Origin of the sequence: Alistipes sp. AF48-12, assembly GCF_003477565.1 — a bacterium.
GTDB classification, from domain to species: domain Bacteria; phylum Bacteroidota; class Bacteroidia; order Bacteroidales; family Rikenellaceae; genus Alistipes_A; species Alistipes_A hominis.
In genome coordinates this window covers 51,501-71,317 of record NZ_QUDJ01000006.1, presented here as the reverse complement: position 1 = coordinate 71,317, position 19,817 = coordinate 51,501, and the positions used below count along the sequence as shown (strand labels likewise).

Genomic DNA, 19,817 nt, shown 5'->3' with positions numbered 1-19,817 from the left:
GTCGAACCTACTGCCGCTTTCGCGGAAGCGAGACTGCCGGTCTCGCGCGGGCAAATCCGCCGGATGGCGGATTTTATCGGCGCCTGCCGATAGCAAGGTGTGTTTCGGTATGCCGGAAAATCCGGCCCCCGAAACCTCCGCCCTTTCTGCGAAGGCCGCAGTGGGTTCGACTCCGAAGTCGTCAAACCTCAAAATCAAAAATGCGATGGCAAAGAAGATCAAAGGACGGCCCCGCAGTGCCGATCCATGCGGTACCACCAGTATTCGAACGCCGGCTGTCGAAATACGACATGCCGCCGGGTACTTAGCTTACATCCTCTGTAACTGGGTGAAGTATGATGCGAAGTTGGTACGGACCATAACCAGAGAATCCGGAGCACGGCCGTATGCAAGACCGTGAAACGAAAACACGGGCAGACATTCTCCGAGGGCAAAGAGAATGTCAGGGCAGGGAAGCTGCACGGACCGGATCAAGTGAAGTATGCCGCTTATGAGGCTGTACAAACCGTGCTGAAAGGTCGTACGTTTTTGAGGAAACTGGCCGGGAGACTAAAGGAGAGAGGCGTAACGACGAGGTTTATTCACCGAGGCGGCAATCCGGCAGAGGAAGTACAGGGATCGATATTTACGATGTCAAAGCCTCGAAGGTAGACCGGAAATTCAGTTATGCGAACTTGTGTAGAACTATCGAAAGAAGTCGGGTCGTTGCAAATACGGCTAAAAAGGTTATGGAACGGACTGAGATCGACGGACGCAAAATAAGCGAATATTTAACGGCAGGCGAAACGAGTCGAACAGGAAGGGGAAAAATCGTCGGGTAAGCTTTGCCAATCCCATCGCAAACGGAACGACAGAAATGTACCCCGTCTACACCCGCTCCGGAACCGACTACCGAGATACGGGTCAGGAAACTGACGCCCGAACAGCAGCGGCAGTTATATTCGCCGCAAAGACTGACGTACCGCTACGAGGAAAACGGCTGCCGCAACACGTCCCGGTTCCGGGTGAACCGCACGCCCCAATGGGACGTACTGACCGAAGAAAGGCTATCGACAGAAAAAATAAACCGGAACCCGATTATGTTCGGCATACGGCTTACGGACGAACAGGTAGAACAAATCAGGGATGGACAACCCGTTTATATCGAAGGGATGCGGTACGAAAACCGCATTTTCGACGGCTATTTAGTCATGGACGATAAACTGACACGCGGATTGGCCTATACGGACAAAGACCCGAACGAATGGGTGAAATATGGGAAATACACCATGCGACGCATGGACCGGGATTTGATAGAGAGAGGTTATACGGTGCGTGCGCTCGTGCAATGGTGGGGAGGTTACGGACAGACCGTAAGACCCTACCTATGGAAAGAGAAGCCGGAAGATTCCGGATATAAGGAGAGCTGGGGAGACCCGTGAAAGTCCCGGAAAGATTTGCGGCAGGACAGGGCGCAGTAATGGATCGAAATACCCGATATCAAAAGATCGAAGGGACGCGGATTGTAAGGGCGCCCGTTTCACCCGTACGCGAAGATATGACCCGGCACAATAGCTGTCAAGGCTATACGAGCGCCCTACGGGCGGCCTTGACAGCTATCGCACCGGGCCTTTTGCTAGTCGCTAACGGGTGAAGCGGGAGGGGGTCTGTGCTTCGGCAGACACGGCGAAAAAAACGCTCCTCGACCCGAAAAAAACGGTGGCTCGCTTGCTTTTTTTTGTATTATTTAACTATCTTTACATCAGTTATTTGATGTGGTGAAAATCGAAGCACCGAACGGAAAATAGAACCGGTGCCTATTCGTTACCTTATCCCCTGTTTGTTCGTGCAAAAAACAACTTATCAAGATATTGCACGAAAGTAGCGTTAAATATTTTGATTATGGAAGTAACATCATCAATAGTTAATCTTTCTGAATACGATAAACAAGGGAGTGCAATTGTTCATCGACTGCATGTACATATAACAGATCCAGAAGCACGAATTGCTGATATGATAAGGAATATTAGTGATATGACGTGGGTATCAAAACTAGATATTTATGCCCAAACGTCTTATCAAGCAGCATTAGATGAGACTATTCCATTGATACTGACTGTGCTGAAATCTTATGTCATTGAGAATGAAATAACTAAAGATATTGGAGAGTACCTCGTATCTGATTCTGCTTGCGAATCGCTTCATCAATCTTATAATCACATACGTCTACCTTTGAGTGAATTATGGAAAGAAAAAAAGTCTGGTAATCCAGGATTTGATTTCCACACAGTGTCCATTCAAAATCATGTTATTTTTGGAGAAGCGAAATATAGGACTAACAGCAACCCTCATACAGAAGCATTGAGGCAGACGTCTCGTTTTTTTAATGATAAAAAGCATGAGAAAGATGTTATTCACATAAAAGCTATTGCGGGAGAAGAACCTGCAAATAAAATTATTAGTGGAGAATTTGGATGCGCTGTTGCTTTTTCTGTTCATGGAGACAACATAGATAATATTATTGATTTTGCTCTTAGATGTGAGCATATAGACTCATTATTGAATTACAAAGAGGTTTATGTAATTGGGGTAGAGATATGTTAACAATAGCAGATATTATTCCTAAAGATGGGGAGTTGCCGTTTATGCCACATAACGCCCTTCACGAGTTAAGGCGCATTGCCAGTCAACTATATTATGAAGGGCCTATCTGTAGTGCAGATTTGGAAAAACTATCCTATATAAAAGTATTTCATCCTGCTATATTCCAAGAATATGAAAGACATCTGATGTATTCATTGGGGTTGTTTTATAAAACATCTGATCCTGAGACAGTTTTGGACTTGGTATTTAATACGACAGCCAAAGCTATTAAGTTAGAAATGGGGGATTCGTTTACTCCCGTTCAAGCGAGTGCTTATCGTCAGATAAATGGGAATAAGTATTTTTCCTTTTCGGCTCCTACGAGTGCAGGCAAATCGCATCTTTTTCGCAAATTGATTGAAGATGAGACAGGGGATATTGTAATAGTACTACCGTCTAGGGCATTAATCGCGGAATATCTTTATTCGGTTAGAGAAATGCTAAAGGATAAGCACGACATTCTGGTACTGCAGTTTATTGAAAATATCAATCAAGCCAAAACTACACGGCGAGTTTATGTGGTAACCCCGGAAAGATGTAAGGATTTGTTTAGGGAGTTGCGAAATGGAATCAATGTTTCGTTAATCTTGTTTGATGAAGCTCAGATATCAGAAGATTTAATCAGAGGAATTAGATTTGACTCTTTGGTGCGGCGTATTGATAAAGCAGTTCCCCAAGCAAAAATAGTATTTACACACCCTTTCATAAGTAATCCAGAGGCTCAGCTTCAGAAACATGGAACAATTTTCCACGGGAATTCCAATGCATTGGCATATCAACAAAATGTAGTGGGAAAGATATTCGTTTTTCGAGATGAAAATACATTCTATTATTTCTCTCCTCATGAAACTATAAAACGGAAACAATTTCCTATTGTCCGTGGAGATATTGTTTCAAATATTCTTCAAAGAGGTGGTGCAGTTTTGATCTACGTATCAAAAAATAGCATATATACACGAACTTTTAAAGAAACATATCAGACATATATTAGCCAATGTCCATATGTTACAGACGCAAATGCTCTTGCAATTATTGACGACCTTAAAGATTATTAGGAGTCTCAACCTCTAATGATGCGGAAAAATATTCTTTGTTAGTAGACCTAATGAGGCGAGGTGTAGTTATTCATCACGGGTCTATTCCTTTAAGGGCTAGATTACTTATCGAGAATTTCGTAAAATCTGGATATTCACATATTTGTTTTGCTACATCGACTTTATTGCAAGGAATAAATATGCCATTCGATGTAGTTTGGATTGACAACTTTAGATTTGATGGTGGAAATTCAAATATTATTGACAAAGAAAATTTTAAAGCATTGGCTCTGAAAAATCTAATAGGAAGGGCCGGACGGACATCGCGTCAACAGAATAATTTTGAATATGGATATGTAATTATTGAAAAAAGGAATTTAGTAAAATTTACTCAAAGATTTGGCATTACTCCAATCATTAGTAATCGATCGCGACTAGACGACGAAGTTGACACGATTCCAGAAGATTACAAAGACCTTGTTGAAGCGATAAAAAATAATAGTTTTAACGATGAGGCTAATCTAGCTGATTCACAATTGGAACGATTATCCTCAGAGGAGGTTATGAATAACGTTGAGTATATTCTTAATAATCTATTCTCTGAAAATAATATAATATCTGGGGATGAATATTACCAATTGACCGAATATCGGAGAAAACTAATCCGCAATGCGTTCAAAGATATTTTTATTGCTCATATGAGAAGAAATGAATTGACCTCTGCCGAACAGTCGGTTTTATCTACTGCAATCCCTATTTTATTGTGGCAAATTAGAGGTAAATCATTTAAGGAAATTATATCTTTGAGATATCGATTTTTTTCAAAAAAAGTGCAACAGAAAGAAATTGAAAAACTAAAAAATAATGGCCTAATCTCCACAGTAGAAGCAGAAGCCCGTCTTAATTCTTTAATGATTAGGTTTACGGCCGTTGCGAGTCCAATCCCTAATGTAAATCTTAGACGCAGTTATTTATTTTATGGTACAAAGGTACAAGACATAGATTATGACAGAATAGTTTTTGACACCTATGATTATATTGACAAAGTAATTTCCTTATCATTAGCAGATCCTTTATGTGCAGCATGCTCCATATATTATGACCGAACTCAAGATATACGAGCAAAAAATATGTGTAATTATTTGAGATATGGGACAAATGATGAGAAAGAGATATGGTTACTTAAATATGGATTTACTTTTGAAGATATGGAATGGCTAAAGGATTTAGTATTATTTGTTGATGAGAAACAGATTGTCTTCGCTCCTGAAATCATGTATTTAGAACCCTCGAAACGAGATTTAGTTAGAAGATATGAATAGTTTCATTTGTAGGTAATAATTCTGAGGGAAAAGAGTTCAAAAATCCATTTTGAAAATTTGGTAAATAAATACCGATCTTATCATGTTAAATTAAATCTTAAATTGAAGATGATCAATCTATAACATAGTGGACGTGTCATAGAACCGTTGTCTTTTCGTTACCTTGTCCTATCTGAAAAGGTAATAGTCCAACTTTTAGACTATTGCAATTCTTTATGAAATATACATAATAAGAGGATGCAAAGCCGGTTCAGGATTTTGACGCTCCCGAAGACTGGTTTTAGCCTGATACATCACTATCTATTCAATATACTCCCGATTTTCTGCATTTCGCGGCTAATATTCGCTTCGGATACTTTTGCATAATGGCGGGTCATGTTGACGTTGGTGTGGCCGAGTATCTTGGCGATGATGTCGATCGGCATCCCGTATTCGATGGCAAGGCAGGCGAACGTGTGACGTGCTACATGTGTCGTCAGGTTTTTACCGATGTTACAGATTGCGGCGATTTCTTTGAGGTGACTGTTCATCTTCTGGTTGCTCGGCACGGGCAATAGTTTGCCTTTGACCTGAAGCTCCGGATCGTTCGCATACTTGTCGAGCAGCTTGATCGGATACGGTAATAGCGGAATCCGACTCATTACGGCTGTTTTCTCGCGGGGCTTGTGTATCCACTGCGTACCCTGTTCGTCGGTCGAGAGATGCTCGCGGCGCAAATGATCGGCATCGGTGAAGGCCAATCCTGCCAGGCAGCAAAAGACAAACACGTCACGGATGCGGTCGAGCCGATCGTTGGGCATTTGTTTACGGATCAACAGATCGAGCTCCGATTTAGTCAAAGGCGTTTTTACGTTGGTTTTATCGATCTTCATTTTGTAATGCCGGAACGGATTCTTTTCGATCCATTCGTTGCGGATGGCGTAGAGGATTAAAGTTTTTCAGACAGCAAAGCAGGTTCACTGCATCATTGTTATTGCAGTTATGCGCCGTTTGCAGGAAGGTATTGAAACCGTCGATATATTCATAATCCACGAGCGATAGCGGTAAGTCGTCCTTCTCGTACTGTACCCGTGTATACTCCCGCAAGTACCTGAGCAAGCGGTGGTATTTGCTTGCGGTCAGTTGGGTAATGCGGACGCCGACTTCCTTCTGCCGCTTGTCGTAATATTTGGCGAGCTCGGTAAGAAAGGGGCGGGAATCCGCACCGGGACGAAACAGCCGTTCCTTCATGGCAAAGCAGGTCGGCTCTTTGTTTTCTCAGATAAGCTGATCGTATGCCGCGAGGATATTGGCTCGATAGCTGGCAACGATCTGGTTGATCCGCATCGATACCTTGTCGCGGAACGGGATGCGTTCCAGCCGTTGATTCCATTTTTTCGGCTCTACCTGACATTGGGTATAAATCTCGGTGGACTGTCCGTTGGCGGTGATCCGGACGTAGATCGGGGCGACGCCCTTGCGTGTTACCTTGGTTTTCTTGCAGAAGAAAACCACGCTGAAAGTCTTTCTTTCCATGACTGCTCGGCTTTAATAGTTATACGTTTGCAGCACAGAAATGTTACTGGTTAAGATGCAGCAATACAGCGAAATAACCCTCAAATCGTGACCTTTTTCCGCTCACGGCCGAGAGGTCGCGAACAAGGTCACGCGAAGCTGCTTTCCATTGCTTTTTCTCTCAGCGGCCCCCCAAATAAAAAATCCTTACATATCATTGATACATAAGGATTTTTCTGTCTTTTGCAGCCTCTTTATCAAGGCTTTAAGAGCGGAAAACGAGACTCGAACTCGCGACCCCAACCTTGGCAAGGTTGTGCTCTACCAACTGAGCTATTTCCGCAAAATAATAAAACGAACTCTTCTCCTTTCTATCTCTGCAAATCTCTTTCTTCGTGCTCCCTCTTCCCCTTTCTCTGCTGGTGAAGCGCTTCGTTTTGGTGATGCAAAAGTACGATTAAAATTTAATTTTACAAATTATTACGAAAAAAAAATTGCGGTTTTTACCGATTTTATGCCGAAAATTTTTGAGGGATGAAATGAAAGGCAGGGTTTTGTGCCCTGCCTTCGCGCATTCGGTCGTCGTGCGGAAATCCGCCGGCGTTCGTCTTCGGTTCGAAAATTATTTTTTCTCTCCGCAGCCGCAGTTTTTCAACGGAATCTTATCGATACGAGCCTGATGGCGGCCTCCTTCGAATTCGGTGTTCAGGAAAATATCGACGATTTCGCGGGCCGTGTCGGTGCTGATGAACCGCGCCGGCATGGTGCAGACGTTGGCGTTGTTGTGGCGGCGTGCCAACGATGCGATTTCGGGTTCCCAGCAAAGGGCGGCTCGGATTCCCTGATGTTTGTTCAGCGTCATCGTGATGCCGTTGGCGCTACCGCACATCGCGATACCGCGCGGCAGTTCCCCTTTTTCGATGGCCTCGGCCAGCGGGTGGGCATAGTCCGGATAATCGCAGCTCTCTTCCGAGTTGGTGCCGAAATCGTACACGTCGTAGCCTTTCGAGTCGAGGTAACCGATTACGAATTCTTTGAGTTGGTAGCCGGCATGGTCGCTGGCTATTCCGATTTTTTTATTGTCCATAGTTTTAGTTTTAGCGTTTCGGTTTGTAAAGATAATGAAAAGCCCCGCATTTTCTATGCCTACTTGTGTCGTTCGGCCAGTTCTTCTTCCAGGTCGGCGATCGACAGGCCTTGGTTTTCGAGCAGTACGAGCAGGTGGTAGATCAGGTCGGATGCTTCGTAAACCACGTCCGTATTGTTGTTCGCTACTGCCTCGATGACGGTTTCGACCGCTTCTTCGCCTACTTTCTGTGCGATCTTCTTAACGCCTTTGGTGAACAGTTTCGTGGTGTACGAACCTTCCGGCATTTCGCGGTGGCGCTGCTGGATTACGCTTTGCAGCTCGCCGATGAATCCTTCGTTTTCGCGTCCGCCGAAACAGGTTTTCGTTCCCTTGTGACAAACCGGGCCGACCGGTACGACGCGGATCAACAGCGTGTCGTCGTCGCAGTCTTTGACGATGCTTTTGACGTTCAGGAAGTTACCGCTGGTTTCGCCTTTCGTCCACAGACGGTTTTTCGCGCGGCTGAAAAAGGTCACGCGACCTTCGGCCACGGTTTTGTCGTAGGCTTCCTCATTCATGTAGCCCAGCATCAGGACTTGGCGCGTATTGTCGTCCTGGATGATTGCGGGAACCAGTCCCTCACAACGCTTGGTTGTGTTCAATTCACTGAATTTTATCATAATCTGACAGGTATATGCAGTTTGTTCAACTCCTGTTTCAGGCGGGGGATCGGGATCTCCCCATAATGGAAAATACTGGCGGCAAGGGCGGCGTCGGCACGCCCTTCGGTCAATACGTCGGCGATGTGCTGCGCGGTTCCGGCTCCGCCCGAAGCGATCACCGGGATCGACAGCATTTGTGATAGCCGAGCGTAGGTTTCGCACGGGTAGCCGTTTTTCGTGCCGTCGTGGTCCATTGACGTGAATAAAATCTCGCCGGCCCCGCGCCGCTGCGCTTCGGCGGCCCACGAAAACAGTTCCTTGTCCGACAGCCGGTGTCCGCCGTGCGTGGTCACGCGCCACCGGCCGTCGATCTGTTTGGCGTCGATCGCCACGACGACGAACTGGTTGCCGTATTTCGACGCGATATCGCTGATCAGATCGGGGTTATTGACGGCCGCGCTGTTGACGGTCACTTTGTCGGCCCCGGCGGTCAGCAGCCGTCCGGCGTCTTCGACCGACGCGATGCCGCCGCCGACCGTGAACGGGATGTTGATGTTCGCGGCGATGCGCGTCACCAGTTCGGCAAAAGTCCTGCGCCCTTCCATCGACGCGCTGATGTCGAGGTAAACCAGTTCGTCGGCTCCCTCTTCGGCATACCTGCGTCCCAGTTCGACCGGGTCGCCGACGCCGCGCAGTTCGAGGAAATTGATTCCCTTGACCGTCTGCCCGTCCTTGATATCCAGGCAGGGGATGATTCTCTTCGCTAACACCGTTGTTGTTTTTTGTCGGTTCGTACTGTAAGCATGTATTTTTCGAGCTGTTCGAAACGGATCCGTCCTTCGTAGATCGCCTTGCCGACGACGACGCTGCGCAGTCCGTTCCGATCGAGTTCTTCGATGTCTTCCCATGAGCTGATGCCGCCGCTGACCGTAATGTCGATCTCCGGAAACGTTTTTTGGAGTTGCAGATACAGCGGGACGGACGGGCCTGAAAGCATACCGTCCTTGGCGATGTCGGTGCAGATCACCTGTGACAGTCCTGCGTCGCGGAACGATCCGATCAGTTCTTCGACTCCCACCGTAGCGGCTTCGAGCCAGCCGTTGATCGCGATCCGTCCGTCGCGGGTATCTGCGCCGAGGATCATCTTCGCGGAGCCGAATTCGGCCAGCCACTCGCGGAACGCATCGGGCTGCGTGACGGCGATGCTGCCGCAGATCGCGCGGGCGGCCCCACTGCCGAATACGTCGCGCAGGGCTTCGGCGTTTTTGATGCCGCCGCCGTATTGCACTTGCAGCGAGGTCGAAACGGTGATCCGTTCGAGCACGTTCAGGTTGACCGGGTGCGCGGCCTTGGCCCCGTCCAGATCGACCAGGTGCAGCCGCCGGATGCCGCAGTCCTCGTAGCGTCGAGCCGCGTCGAGCGGGTCTTTGTAATAGGTGGTACGGCGGTCGTAGTCGCCCTGCGTCAGCCGGACGCACTGGCCGCCGATCAAGTCTATTGCCGGGATAATCTCAATCATAGCGTTAAAAAGTTTTGTAGGATGCGTTCGCCGACCGAGGCGCTTTTTTCCGGATGAAACTGCGTCCCGAAGAAGTTGCCGCGGTTGATCGCGCCGCTGAACGTTTCGCCGTAAACGGTCGTGGCGATCGTGTCGCCGTTGACGGTCGGGGCGTACGAGTGCACGTAGTAGACGTACGAACCTTCGGCGATACCGTCCAGCAGCGGCGAACGCAGGTTCCCGATGCTGTTCCATCCCATGTGCGGTACTTTGAGCCCTTCGGCCGTGAATTTACGCACTTCGTTGTCGAAAATCCCGATGCACTCGGCGTCGCCCTCCTCGCTGCGGCGGCACAGCAACTGTACGCCGATGCAGATACCCAGTACGGGCTGCGTGAGCGAACGGATCGTCTCGACCAGTCCGCGTTCGCGCAGTTTTTCCATCGCGGTCGAAGCTTCGCCGACGCCGGGCAGCAATACCCGTTCGGCCGAACGGATCTCGTCCGGCGACGCGGTGATCCGGTATTCGGCTCCCAGTCGTCCGAGCGCGTTGGCGACGGAACGCAGGTTGCCGGTGTCGTAGTCGATTACTGCTATCATAATACTCCTTTACTGCTTGGCAATTCGAATTTGAAGCCGTTGCGGGCGATGGCCATCCGCAGCGCGCGAGAGAAGGCCTTGAACACGCCCTCGATTTTGTGGTGCTCGTTTTCGCCTTCGGCCGCGATGTGCAGGTTGCAGCGTGCGGCGTCGGCGAAGCTCTTGAAGAAATGGCGGAACATTTCGGTCGGCACGTCGCCGATGCGCTCGCGGCGGAACGGGACGTTCCAGTCGAAGTCGATCCGGCCGCCGAAGTCGATCAGCACGCTGGCCCGGCATTCATCCATCGGCAGGCAGAAACCGTAGCGTTCGATGCCGAGTTTCGATCCGAGCGCCTGGTAAACCGCTTCGCCGAGCACGATGGCCGTATCTTCGATCGTGTGGTGTTCGTCCACTTCAAGGTCGCCTTTGACCTCGACGATCAGCGATACTCCGGCATGGTGCACGATCTGTTCGAGCATGTGATCGAAAAATTTCAGTCCGGTGTCGATGTGCGACGACCCGCTGCCGTCCAGGTCGATCGCCACGCGGATATCCGTCTCGCGCGTCTTGCGGGCGATTTCGGCGGTGCGTTCGCCGGCGCGCAGGAATTGCCAGACGCGGTTCCAGTCGTCGGTGATCAGCACGCAGTGTTCCGCAAGGCCCCTTTCGGCCAATATCGCGCGTCCCGCTTCGACGGGCTGCAATAAGATTCCCTTTGCGCCGAGATTTCGGGCCAATTCGATGTCGGTCGTGCGGTCGCCGATGACCAGCGAATTTTTCAGGTCGTAGTCTCCGCCGAGGTATTTGCCGAACATCCCGGTCAGCGGTTTGCGCGTCGGGGCGTTGTCGGCGGGCATCGAACGGTCGATCAGGATGTCGTCGAAGCGAACGCCCTCGCCTTCGAACGTTTTGAGCATCAGGTTGTGCGCCGGCCAGAACGTCGCTTCGGGGAAACTCGCCGTTCCCAATCCGTCCTGGTTCGTGGCCATCGCCAGCTCGTAACCGAGCGTAGCGATGCGGCTCATGGCCGTGATCGCTCCGGGCATAAATTCCAGTTTTTCGAACGAATCGACCTGGTAATCGACCGGCGGTTCCTTGATTAGGGTTCCGTCGCGGTCTATGAAAAGTACGCGTTTCATCGTTACAGTTTTTTCAGGGTTTCGAGCAGCCGGTCGTTCTCTTTCGGCGTGCCGATCGTGATCCGCAGGCAGCCTTCGCATCCTTTGATTCGCGAGCGGTCGCGAACGATGATGCCCGCCCCGATCAGGCGGTCGTATATTGTGCGCGGTTCGTCCACTTCGACCAGTACGAAGTTGGCGTCCGTCGGGTGGATTTTCCGGATGACGGGGTTTTTCGCGAGTCCTTCCAGCACGCGTCCGCGTTCCGAAACGATTTCGGCGATCTGCGCGTCGGGGGATTTCCGCAACTGTTCGAGGACGATTTTTTGCGTCACGACGTTGATGTTGTACGGATATTTCACGCGGCTCAGCGTATCGACGATCAGCGGTTGTGCGAAAGCCAACCCGAGCCGGAGGCCCGCCATGCCCCATGCTTTCGACAGCGTTTGCAGGATGACGAGGTTCGGGTATTCGTCTAGTTCGGACAGGAAGCCCGGCTGGCCGGCGAAGTCGATATACGCTTCGTCGAGGATCACGATGCCGTTGAAACGGCGGATGACCTTTTCGATCTCTTTTTTCGGAAAACAGTTGCCCGACGGGTTGTTCGGCGAGCAGAGGAACAGCAGTCGGGTGTTCTCGTCGGCCGCCGCCAACAACTTTTCCGCATCCAGCGTGAAACCGGGCTCCAACTGCACCTCGCGCATCTGCACGTCGTTGATCGCCGCCGCCACCTTGTACATGCCGTAAGTCGGGGCGATCGACACCGCATTGTGCCGCCGGGGTTCGCAGAACAACCGGAACACCAGGTCGATCGGTTCGTCCGAACCGTTGCCGATGAAGATCTTTTCGACCGGCACGCCCTTGATTTCCGCCAGCCTCCGTTTCAGGTTTTTCTGATGCGGGTCAGGGTAGCGGTTGTAGTTGTTGTCGTACGGGTTTTCGTTGGCGTCGAGGTAGATGCCCAATTCGCCCTGGTATTCGTCCCGCGCGGTCGAGTAGGGGGCCAGCGTGCGTATGTTTTCTCTGAGTAGTTCGCGGATATCCATCGTTTGTGTCTTTGTCTTGTTTTCGCTACTGTGTGTTCGGCAGGCGTTTCCGCAACCGGTCGCGGCCTGCCGGGCGTTTTTCGCGGCGTCGTTTACCCGAGGCTTTTCAGCCGGATCGTCACCGCATTTTTGTGCGCGTCGAGCCCTTCGGCCCCCGCCATCGTTTCGATGACGTTCCCTATGCCGCGGAGTCCGTCGGTCGTGATCTCCTGGTAGGTGATCTTGCGTAGGAAGCTGTCGAGGTTCACGCCGCTGTAAGCGTGCGCCCAGCCGTAGGTCGGCAGCGTATGGTTTGTGCCCGATGCGTAGTCGCCCGCGCTTTCGGGAGTATAGTTTCCGATGAAGACGCTTCCGGCTGCGGTGATTCTTTCGGCGATTTCCCACGGATTTTCCATCGAGATGATCAGGTGTTCCGGGCCGTAGGCGTTGCTGAATGCGATCAGGTCGTCCTCGCTGTCCATTACGACGATGCGGCTGTTGTCCAGCGCCCGGGTCGCGATGTCGCGGCGCGGCAGTTCGGCCAGTTGTCGTTCCACTTCGCGGACCACCTGTTCGGCAAAACCGCGCGACGGCGTCAGCAGAATCGCCTGCGAGTCGCTCCCGTGCTCGGCCTGCGACAGCAGATCGGAAGCCACGAAAGCGGGCACGGCGCCCGAATCGGCCATTACCAGCACTTCGGACGGGCCGGCCGGCATGTCGATCGCCACGGTCGAGGTGCTGACCTGCTGTTTGGCGACGGTGACGTACTGGTTGCCCGGGCCGAAGATCTTATCCGTTTTCGGGATGCTTTCGGTGCCGTAAGCCATCGCCGCGATCGCCTGCGCCCCCCCCGCTTTGAAAATACGGTCTACGCCGGCCAGCGAGGCGGCATAGAGGATCGCCGGGGCGATGTCGCCGTTTTTATCGGGCGGGGTGCAGAGAACGATTTCTTTGCAGTCGGCTACGCGCGCCGGGATCGCCAGCATCAACACGGTCGAGAATAACGGGGCGGAACCTCCGGGGATATAGAGCCCGACGCGCTGGATCGGCACGGCGCGCTGTATGCACTTGACGCCCGGCATCGTTTCCAGTTCGACCGGTTGCGGACGCTGCGCCGCGTGGAACGCTTCGATGTTGCGGGCGGCAGTCGCGATGGCGGCTTTCAGTTCCGGAGAAACGTTCTCCGTTGCCTGTTCGATCTCGTCCGGCGTGACGATGACCGATTTCAGTTCGATCCCGTCGATCTGCCGCGTCAGTTCGAACAGCGCTTTGTCGCCTCCGGCTTTCACCGAGGCGAGGATATCGGCTACCCGTTGTCCGATCACCGAACGGTCGATCTGCGGGCGGCTGAGCAGCGGCCCCCATTCGCGCGGGTCGGGATTTACCAGGATTTCCATTACAAGATCATTTTTTCGAGTGAGAGAACGAGGATGTCTTCTGCGCCGATCGTCTTGAGCTGTTCGATTTTGCTCCACAACTCGCGTTCGTTAATCACGACATGGATCGAACTCCAGCCTTCCTGAGCCAGCGGAAGGATCGTCGGACTCTTCATGCCCGGCAGGATGCGGATCGCCTCGTCGATTTTTTCGTGCGGCAGGTTCAGCAGCACGTACTTCATGCCGCGGCTGCGCTCGACCGATTCGATGCGGAACAGCAATTGCGACAGGATCTGACGTTTCTCTTCCGACAACGATTGGTTGGAGATCATCACCGCTTCCGAGAAGAGCACTTTTTCGACCTCCTTCAGCCCGTTGGTCACCAGCGTGCCGCCGGAGCTGACGATATCGAAGATGGCGTCGGCCATCCCGACCGACGGAGCAATCTCGACCGAGCCGGCGATTTCGTGGATCTCCGCGTTGATCCCGTTTTCCTTGAAAAAACGCGACAGGATGACGGGGTAGGACGTCGCCACCCGTTTGCCGTTGAAATAGCCGATCCCGTCGTACGCGTCGGCTTTCGGGATGGCGAGCGAAATGCGGCATTTGCCGAATCCGAGCTTGTGGGCGATTTTTACGTCGAACCCTTTCTCTTCCACTTCGTTGAGACCGACGATCCCGACGTCGGCGACGCCCATCGAAACGGCCTGCGGAATGTCGTCGTCGCGCAGGTACAGCACTTCGAGCGGAAAATCGTCGCAGCGCGTCAGCAGCTTGCGTTTGCTTTCTTCGATCGATACGCCCGCTTCGGCGAGCAGTTCCACGCTCTCTTCGTTGAGTCGGCCTTTGGCCTGAATGGCAATTCGTAACATATTTTCGTTTTTTAGTTGTTTCGTACCGGATTGAACGATATAAAAAAGAGGCTTCCGTAATCGGGTAAGCCTCTTTCGTGTGATTGAATATCGGTTTCAGTTCATACAAACACGCTGTTGCCTACCGTGACGGACGTAGGTGATGATGATGCACGTGAATGTGGTTAAACTGTGACATATTCCGTTCTTTTATGCCGCAAAGTTAGCTTAAAATTTTAAGAAACAAAACATTTTTCGAAGATTTCGCTGTCGGCAAAGCTCTATTTTTCCGCAGGGCCGTATTTCAGCAGCAGCGATCCCGGCGCTTCGCCGATTTCGAGCGTCAGTCCGTCGGCGAGTTCTTTTCCTGTTTTTTCGGCGATTTTGCCGTCGTTGCCGTTCTGCACGCTGTAAACCTGTTGCGGGTCGAGTCCCCTCAGTTTCACGACGGTCGAATCTTGCGGGTTGTCCTTGCGCCGGAACGCAACGACGATGCCCGTGCCGTCCGACGGTTTGTTCAGTTGATAGGCCAGCCATACGTCGTCGCCGGTCAGGTCGCCGAGTCCGGTCAGCGGATAATAATCTTCGTAGAAGTAGGGACGCAGTTCCTTGTATTCGGCGATCACCCGCTGCATGTCGGGAATCGAGCCGCGGATGCTGGTGATCTCCCAGTTGATGACCATCGCGCTGCTGAGGCTCGACCGGAAATTGTAGTCGTCGGTGCCGTAAATGCCGGTGCCGTGCAGCGGCAGGAAGAAGTTCAGCCCGTAAGTGTGGCACTGGTAGCCGTTTACCTCGCCGTACCGGTAGTCGGTGCGCCACAGCGGCGCGCTGCGGCTCATCGTTTCGAGGTCGAGCCGCCGGCCGCCGGCCGCGCAGTTGTCGATCATCAGGCAGGGGAAGCGGTCGAGCAGGTAATCCCAGAATTTATAAAGCCCTTCGACGTGACGGATCTCCTTCATACCGGTGCGGCCCGGTTCGTCGTTGGCTTCCCAGTACGGGCTGATGCCCATGTTGAAGTCCTGCCGGTAGTAGTCGATCCCGTTCTGTTCGAGCAGGTCGCCGATGTATTTGCTCAGCCAGGCGCAGGCTTCCCGGTTGCCGAGGTCGAACAATTGCACCGGATTTTTATCGGAGGACGAGAGCATCCATTCGGGGTGCGTCTTTGCGAGCCAACTGTTGACGATCGCGCGTTCCGGTTCGAACCAGACCATGAACTTCGCCCCGACCCGGTGCGCCGCGTCGGACAGCGGTTTGAGTCCGCGCGGGAAACGGGTGCTGTCGATAATCCAGTTGCCGACGCAGGTCGACCAGTTGCCGCCGGAGAAATCCGGCCCGCCAGAACCTTCGTACCAGCCCGCATCGAGCCAGAACACTTCCGGCACGATGCCGAACTGTTTATAGCGGTTGATCAGCGCGACGGCGAACTCTTCGGTCAGGCAGCCGTACTCGTTGCACGGGGCCGGATCGCCCCAGTCGAATCCCGCCGAAAGCGGGTATTCGGCGAATTTGCCGTCGATTTTGCGGGTGTGGTGCGTCAGCATGAAGCGGCGGAAACGGTTGTTGCCGTCCATCGGGTCGTCGCCCTGCCAGAACAGCATACAGATCCGCGGCGTGCGGATCGATTCGCCGGGCAGCAGGTACAGTTTCATTTTTTCCATGCCGGAATTCAGCGTGGCGGCTTTGCCTCCGTGTGACAGCGCTGCGTACCAACTGCCCGTCCAGCCGATGCCTACGACCACTCCTTTTTTGTCCGGCGATCCGAGGTTGAAAAACGGAAAGGCGGTTCGGTCGGACGACCGGCCGTTTTCCGGGACCATCCGGATCGAATCCCCTGCGCCGAGTTCGGTTAGGATCGGACGGAAATCGGCCCGCGATCCGTAGCTGCCTTCGGCGTGCAACAACTTGAAATCCCCGTCTGCTGCGGCTTCCATCGTATAATCTACTACTTTTACCTGTTCCAGCGTATCGCTGTTTTCAGCGGACGTGTTCGTGAAATTCATTACCCACTCCACTGCATTGAATTCGCGGAACCCGGTCACGTGGCAGTCGGCCCGCAGTCCGGTCGCCGGGTCGAGGTACGAGATCCGGTATTTGACCACCTGCGGATCGTCGCTTTGCTCTTTTTGCATCGTATGCTTCCATTTGCGGATGAATTCGGCCGACGGTTTTCCTCCGTAAACGAACGAGAACGGCGGAACTTTTCCTTTGGCAAACGCAGTCGTAATCCACCGGCCGGCGTCTTCCGGAACGGCGATCCGTTGTTTGACCTGCGCCTGTATGCAAGGAGCGTTGCCAGTAGTACGGCTGTCAAAGCCGGTAGCAGGACGGCGGTCCTAATCAGCGTAGAGATAGTCATGTTTTATCGTTTGAAGTTAGAGTGCGGCGTTCGCAGCGCGAAGATAGAAAAAAACGGCGGTTTTTACCTGTTTTCTCTTTCCGGAATGCGGTTTCCGAAACAATAGATCATAAAAAGGGTTTCATTCGAACAGTCTTGCAATGTGACGCCGTATTCCCGGATCGTTCCCCGCAGCGTACCGTAGACCGGATCGACAGCGTCGATCCGGATGTCCCGTAAGAAGTCGGTTTCGGGGATTCGGGCCCATTTGTAAAGCGTTTCTTTGGCGCACCAGATTTTACCCGGCAGGTCGCCCTCCGTGCCGAACCGTTGCCGTTCGTCCGGGGAAAGGTATTTCGGAGCGGCTTTCAAAAAGTTCCGGTTACGCAGTTCGATGTCTACCGCGCAGGGAGTCTTTGCGATGATGACCGCAGCGTAACCTTTCGTGTGACTTACGCCGATGTATTCTCCGCTTTTCAGCACCGGCGCTCCGTTCGGATCGTAGCCGGTTTCGGCCTGAGACGTCGTTTCGTGCAGCAGCGCGTGCCATGCCAGCCACTCTTTGCGACGGTTCCCGGTCGTGAGGCGCTCAGAGGCGTAAATGCGCTCTTGCGGGGTGCACAGCGATCTCAATTCGGTTTCGCTTTCGTCGATTTTCCACAGCGCGATCAGCCCGTTCGGCAATTCGGATCGGTAAATCAGAGGCATGGGCGGACGGTTATTCGGGTTCGACGGTGAACAGGTCGCAAAAACCGGCCGGAACGGAAATTTCTCTGCCGCCCTCGATCTCCAGTCCGGAGAACAGGCCGCGCGCGCGGCCTTCGAAGCCGAGCGAAACGGGGCGGGCTTCCGCGCCGGGATTGCGTAGGGCGATGAAATTCAGACGATCCCGTTCGTATAGCGCATCGGCGCGAACGCCTCCCCGGGCGCCCAGCGTCGGCGCGGCATTTCCGGTGCGCAGCACTTCGCCGAGCAGCGCGTCGAAAGCCGCCTTGTTTTTGAAACTGCCTTCGCCGACGTTGGTTCCGCAGTAATACAGGGTTCCGTCGCCGATTTTTTTGCGGACGATGCAGGCCGTTCCGGGGCGGAAAGCCCCGAGCGTGTCGGCATCCGGAGCGTCCAGTTCGGCATAGCGCAGCGCGCCCCAGAGGATGTCCCCGTTTCGCATCGCGACGGGGACGTAGGGCCCTCCCGATACGCCGAAGTCGCGCAATGCTTTGGCGGCGTCTTCGCTCAGGCGGACGTTGACCCCTTCCTGCGTGTCGAGCTTGAGCCGGAACGTGGAGGTGGTATTTTTTTCGCGCAGGTTCCATTTGTCGTCCAGCCCCAGACCGGGCAGCGTGCGGCTGTGCCGGCCCGTGTCGTCGTTATAGCCTCCTGCGTGCGCTTCGACCAGTAGCGTGCCCCCTTTTCGCACCCAGGCGTCGATGGCTTCGGCTTCGCGTTGGGAAAGGTAGTAGCAGTCGGGGAGGATCAGCACGCGGATGCCGTCCAGTCGTTCCAGTCCTTCCGAATTGACGAAGCGGTAACCGTAACTGTTGCGATAGCAGTATTCCGCATAGGCGTTTACGCCGGCGGCCAGCCCGTCGAAATTGCGGAACATGCAGTAGTGGAAAATTTCGTTGTCGGCGCTTTTCCAGATGCCTATTTGCGGGGCTTGCGGGAAAGAGCGCATCAGTTTATCGGAGACGGGGGCCAGTGTCCGGACGAACCGCGAAGCGGCTCGGGTGATCTCGCGGTCGGTTCCGTCGAGCTGCGTGAGACCCCACGCCGGCGCTTCGATGCCCAGCACCTCGGGTCGGTACTGCCAGAAGAGGAATCCTTTGATGCCCAGTCCGATTTGCGGAATGAAGTCGTGCAGCAGATCGTCCATGCCCAGCATGGCCTGATGCGTCGTAATTCCCCCGCCGTTGATATGGCTTTCGACGTTGTAACATATCTTACCCCGGCCGCCGATAGCACTTGCGGCGTGAAAAACGGCCCGTTGTTCATCGTGGCGGCGAAAACGTCGCACATTTCGGCTACTGCGAAATCGTCCGTGCAGGTGCTTACCGCATTGAACGGTTGCATCGTGTTGGGGACTACGTGCAGGTAGGCCGCTTGTTCGGGCGCAAGCTCGCGCACCATTTCCAACCGCCATTGAGCTTCGCGGGTCATCGTGTAGCTGTGGAAAAGCCGCCAGTCGATGAAGTCCTTGATCGTTTCCGTGTTGCGGGGCAGTTCGACTTCTTCCCAGTCGTTGTAGCAACGGCCCCAGATCCGGTTGAGGGTTTCGATGTCGCGGTATTTCCGTTGCAGCCAGCCGATGAATTCCGCCCGGCAGTGGTCGCAGTAGCAGACCAGGCGGTCGAGCTGCGCGTCGCGCTGCGGGAACGAAAGTTCCGGTTCGTTCCAGACGTCCCAGAAACGGACTCCTTTGCGGTCGCGGAAATGCAGGATCGCCTGTCGCATGAACGCTTTGCGGGCTTCGAGCGCTCCGGGATGGTTGTAACAGGGGCCCGGGTGGCCGCCGCCCTGACGATGCCCCACCGTATAGGGTTCGATCCTCCGTCCGTCGTTGGCGAGCTGTTTCGCGTCGGGGTATTTTTCATAAAGCCAGACGGGGGCCACGTCGAAAATGGTGTTGAACGTTACTCGCAGTCCGTTTTTTTCGGCGAGGTCTGTCAGACGATCCAGGTCGCCGAAATCGTATTCGTTTTCTCTGCGGTTGTTCCAGCGCCATTGCACCCAGAATTTAACGTCGGTGAATCCCAGTCTTTCATGCGACTCAGATCCGTTTCCCAGCACTCCGTTTCGGGCGTCGGGGCGCGGTAGTATTGGGCCCCGA

General features: G+C 53.0%; 17 protein-coding genes, 1 tRNA gene and 1 pseudogene. 5 read left to right on the top strand and 14 right to left on the bottom strand.

The features are described from left to right. Positions 1–824 precede the first annotated feature (824 nt). The 4 genes from DW082_RS05155 to DW082_RS14690 all read left to right on the top strand — a co-directional run bounded on the left by DW082_RS05155 (position 825) and on the right by DW082_RS14690 (position 4,978). Positions 825–1,421 (top strand): DUF3945 domain-containing protein, encoded by a 597-nt coding sequence (locus tag DW082_RS05155; protein WP_118457668.1) that lies wholly within the window; start codon positions 825–827, stop codon positions 1,419–1,421. 460 nt (positions 1,422–1,881) lie between these two features. Then, complete coding sequence (locus tag DW082_RS05150; RefSeq protein WP_147386967.1) at positions 1,882–2,583, top strand: hypothetical protein; 702 nt, start codon at positions 1,882–1,884, stop codon at positions 2,581–2,583. Further along, positions 2,577–3,677, top strand: coding sequence for a DEAD/DEAH box helicase (locus DW082_RS14695; RefSeq protein ID WP_220452642.1), 1,101 nt, complete (start codon positions 2,577–2,579; stop codon positions 3,675–3,677). Before DW082_RS05150 ends, DW082_RS14695 begins: the two co-directional genes overlap by 7 nt. Positions 3,678–3,712: 35 nt before the next feature. Next, complete coding sequence (locus DW082_RS14690) at positions 3,713–4,978, top strand: hypothetical protein (protein WP_220452641.1); 1,266 nt, start codon at positions 3,713–3,715, stop codon at positions 4,976–4,978. 296 nt (positions 4,979–5,274) lie between these two features. On the opposite strand, the pseudogene DW082_RS05140 reads toward DW082_RS14690, so the two are convergent. Both DW082_RS05140 and DW082_RS05135 read right to left on the bottom strand, forming a co-directional pair. Continuing rightward, positions 5,275–6,493 (bottom strand): annotated as a pseudogene (locus DW082_RS05140) (site-specific integrase). A 249-nt stretch (positions 6,494–6,742) separates the two neighbouring features. Then, positions 6,743–6,815 (bottom strand) — tRNA-Gly (locus DW082_RS05135). Between DW082_RS05135 and DW082_RS14270 the strand changes: the two genes are divergently transcribed. Further along, positions 6,789–7,010 (top strand): hypothetical protein, encoded by a 222-nt coding sequence (locus DW082_RS14270; protein WP_145996507.1) that lies wholly within the window; start codon positions 6,789–6,791, stop codon positions 7,008–7,010. The two genes, DW082_RS05135 and DW082_RS14270, sit on opposite strands and share 27 nt — an antisense overlap. An 84-nt stretch (positions 7,011–7,094) precedes the next feature. Here the strand turns inward: DW082_RS14270 and rpiB are convergent, their stop codons facing one another. The 12 genes from rpiB to DW082_RS14970 form a co-directional block, all read right to left on the bottom strand. Then, positions 7,095–7,559 (bottom strand): ribose 5-phosphate isomerase B, encoded by a 465-nt coding sequence (rpiB, locus tag DW082_RS05130; RefSeq protein WP_101571382.1) that lies wholly within the window; start codon positions 7,557–7,559, stop codon positions 7,095–7,097. Positions 7,560–7,618: 59 nt separating this feature from the next. Further along, positions 7,619–8,221 (bottom strand): bifunctional phosphoribosyl-AMP cyclohydrolase/phosphoribosyl-ATP diphosphatase HisIE, encoded by a 603-nt coding sequence (gene hisIE, locus DW082_RS05125; RefSeq protein WP_118457664.1) that lies wholly within the window; start codon positions 8,219–8,221, stop codon positions 7,619–7,621. Then, entirely contained in the window at positions 8,218–8,973 is a 756-nt protein-coding gene (gene hisF, locus DW082_RS05120; RefSeq protein ID WP_055202127.1) for an imidazole glycerol phosphate synthase subunit HisF, read from the bottom strand. Before hisF ends, hisIE begins: the two co-directional genes overlap by 4 nt. Continuing rightward, on the bottom strand, positions 8,967–9,722 hold the full coding sequence (hisA, locus tag DW082_RS05115) for a 1-(5-phosphoribosyl)-5-[(5-phosphoribosylamino)methylideneamino]imidazole-4-carboxamide isomerase (RefSeq protein ID WP_101571380.1): 756 nt from the start codon (positions 9,720–9,722) through the stop codon (positions 8,967–8,969). Before hisA ends, hisF begins: the two co-directional genes overlap by 7 nt. Beyond that, positions 9,719–10,300 (bottom strand): imidazole glycerol phosphate synthase subunit HisH, encoded by a 582-nt coding sequence (gene hisH / locus DW082_RS05110; protein ID WP_055202123.1) that lies wholly within the window; start codon positions 10,298–10,300, stop codon positions 9,719–9,721. The genes hisA and hisH overlap by 4 nt, the downstream gene beginning before the upstream one ends. Next, positions 10,297–11,421: a bifunctional histidinol-phosphatase/imidazoleglycerol-phosphate dehydratase HisB gene (gene hisB, locus DW082_RS05105; RefSeq protein WP_055202121.1), complete on the bottom strand. Its 1,125-nt coding sequence runs from the start codon at positions 11,419–11,421 to the stop codon at positions 10,297–10,299. Before hisB ends, hisH begins: the two co-directional genes overlap by 4 nt. Positions 11,422–11,423: 2 nt before the next feature. Continuing rightward, positions 11,424–12,446, bottom strand: coding sequence for a histidinol-phosphate transaminase (gene hisC, locus DW082_RS05100; protein WP_118457662.1), 1,023 nt, complete (start codon positions 12,444–12,446; stop codon positions 11,424–11,426). A 92-nt stretch (positions 12,447–12,538) separates the two neighbouring features. Beyond that, positions 12,539–13,822, bottom strand: coding sequence for a histidinol dehydrogenase (hisD, locus tag DW082_RS05095; protein WP_118457660.1), 1,284 nt, complete (start codon positions 13,820–13,822; stop codon positions 12,539–12,541). Next, a complete protein-coding gene (gene hisG / locus DW082_RS05090; protein WP_055202117.1) occupies positions 13,822–14,673 on the bottom strand; it encodes an ATP phosphoribosyltransferase in 852 nt (283 codons plus the stop codon). The genes hisD and hisG overlap by 1 nt, the downstream gene beginning before the upstream one ends. A gap of 260 nt (positions 14,674–14,933) precedes the next feature. Then, on the bottom strand, positions 14,934–16,784 hold the full coding sequence (locus tag DW082_RS05085; RefSeq protein WP_259335523.1) for a glycoside hydrolase family 36 protein: 1,851 nt from the start codon (positions 16,782–16,784) through the stop codon (positions 14,934–14,936). A gap of 290 nt (positions 16,785–17,074) precedes the next feature. Next, positions 17,075–17,698 carry a 4'-phosphopantetheinyl transferase superfamily protein gene (locus DW082_RS05080; RefSeq protein ID WP_118457656.1) on the bottom strand — a complete coding sequence of 208 codons (624 nt, stop codon included), beginning with the start codon at positions 17,696–17,698 and terminating at the stop codon, positions 17,075–17,077. A 966-nt stretch (positions 17,699–18,664) separates the two neighbouring features. Then, complete coding sequence (locus DW082_RS14970; RefSeq protein WP_259335522.1) at positions 18,665–19,777, bottom strand: beta-galactosidase; 1,113 nt, start codon at positions 19,775–19,777, stop codon at positions 18,665–18,667. Positions 19,778–19,817: the final 40 nt, after the last annotated feature.